Source organism: Roseburia sp. 1XD42-69, from assembly GCF_003612565.1.
Taxonomy (GTDB): domain Bacteria; phylum Bacillota; class Clostridia; order Lachnospirales; family Lachnospiraceae; genus Roseburia_B.
In genome coordinates this window covers 1-1,501 of the sequence record NZ_RAZG01000206.1, presented here as the reverse complement: position 1 = coordinate 1,501, position 1,501 = coordinate 1, and the positions used below count along the sequence as shown (strand labels likewise).

Genomic DNA, 1,501 nt, shown 5'->3' with positions numbered 1-1,501 from the left:
CCATCATCCCTTTCTTGTATCACATACTCATCATTTAACCACTGAATAATATTTTTCACATGAACCCCTAACTTGAATTTATCTATTCCTTCTCCTGGCATGATTTTTCCGTCTAAAATTTTCATTAATTATTGAATCCTCTCTATTCTTATAAAACTTTCTAAACTTGTTCCTTTATAAAAATCTACAATTTGACCAGATTCTTTGTTAATGATTAGTTGTTTTCCATTATAACGTACTATAATTTGACGTATTCCAGCATTTCTACCATGTCCACTATTATATGTCCCCTCAAAAACTTCCGCATCTATCAAATATTTTTATAAAAATTTTCAATATAAACCCCTTTCTTTTCCTCCTGCTCTTTTTTCTCTCCAAACAATCCATCCGGCAAAGATGCCGAAAACAACGCAGGCATCCCTACATCACTAACTATTATTTCCGGCACAGGGCCGTTTCCCCGCCTGCGCCAGCTAAGACCTAGACTGAATAAGATGGACCCATAAAACCACCCGTTCTTCAGCTTTTTTACTGGTCAAATTGTCATCTATGGGAGGATATCCACTCCGGTTGTTATAATATTCGTATAGGCGGTTTTCACCCCGATGCCAGATCCGTATTCTTCCGCTTCTGTTTTCACAGCTTTTCATGTTAATAATAATTTATATTTCATCTTTATATGGCAAACGAACCATATCAACGAAACGTTGCTCAACAGCGCCAAATAATTGATAATTTTTTTTTGCTGTATCTAAAGATACTTTATTGGCTCCTATAATATCATTCGGTCTTTTTTGAGAAACTTCATCATACTGCCAAAAACATACCTCACAAATATCAGAAATTACCTTTTCTGAATCATCAATTGTTAAATAGCCACAACATGGACATCTTCTCATATCTATAAACCACCTTTCTGCCAAAAACACTAATAGGATTGCAAACTCCGTCCTGCTTTTCTCCTTCTAATTTGTTTCCCTTATGATACAACTCTTTTATAAGACTGACACGATACAGAACTTCATGTGTGATATGGTCAAACCTATCTCCTTTTTAAATTTATTTTGGTGCATAAAGTTCAATTTGCTCTAACCAATAAGTTAGTCCATCTTCAGGTTCAAAATATGTGGATATTCCGCCATATTCATTAACTATGCCAAATTCATTCGTCGAAGTATCATACCTAAAATATGTTCCTTCATTTGATACAAACGATTCTGTAGTTGAAGTAGGTTGTTTTTCCAGAAAATTTCTTGCATCTCTTAAATATTCCTCAGGAGATAAATACCCATGCTTATTTGCATGTTTATTTAATGTACTTTTCCCTTTTCCATTAATAAAATCTGCATCTGGGTTTCTTGTCCCATTATATGATTGACCTTTATATTTACTGCTACAATTTTTAACATAAACCCCTTCCTTTTCCTCCACCTCCTAGTATAATAATGGTGTAGTCAATCAAGACTACTTGGTTAATAAATTTCTAAAATTAGACAACAGA

At 34.0% G+C, this 1,501-nt stretch carries 3 protein-coding genes; all 3 read right to left on the bottom strand.

The window, feature by feature from the left end:
* Positions 1-310: 310 nt before the first annotated feature.
* The 3 genes from D7Y06_RS26305 to D7Y06_RS25090 all read right to left on the bottom strand — a co-directional run bounded on the left by D7Y06_RS26305 (position 311) and on the right by D7Y06_RS25090 (position 1,431).
* A complete protein-coding gene (locus D7Y06_RS26305; RefSeq protein WP_158591503.1) occupies positions 311-448 on the bottom strand; it encodes a hypothetical protein in 138 nt (45 codons plus the stop codon).
* A gap of 214 nt (positions 449-662) precedes the next feature.
* On the bottom strand, positions 663-899 hold the full coding sequence (locus D7Y06_RS25095; protein WP_199714856.1) for a CPCC family cysteine-rich protein: 237 nt from the start codon (positions 897-899) through the stop codon (positions 663-665).
* Positions 900-1,059: 160 nt separating this feature from the next.
* Positions 1,060-1,431 (bottom strand): hypothetical protein, encoded by a 372-nt coding sequence (locus D7Y06_RS25090; protein ID WP_199714855.1) that lies wholly within the window; start codon positions 1,429-1,431, stop codon positions 1,060-1,062.
* Between the last annotated feature and the right edge of the window lie 70 nt (positions 1,432-1,501).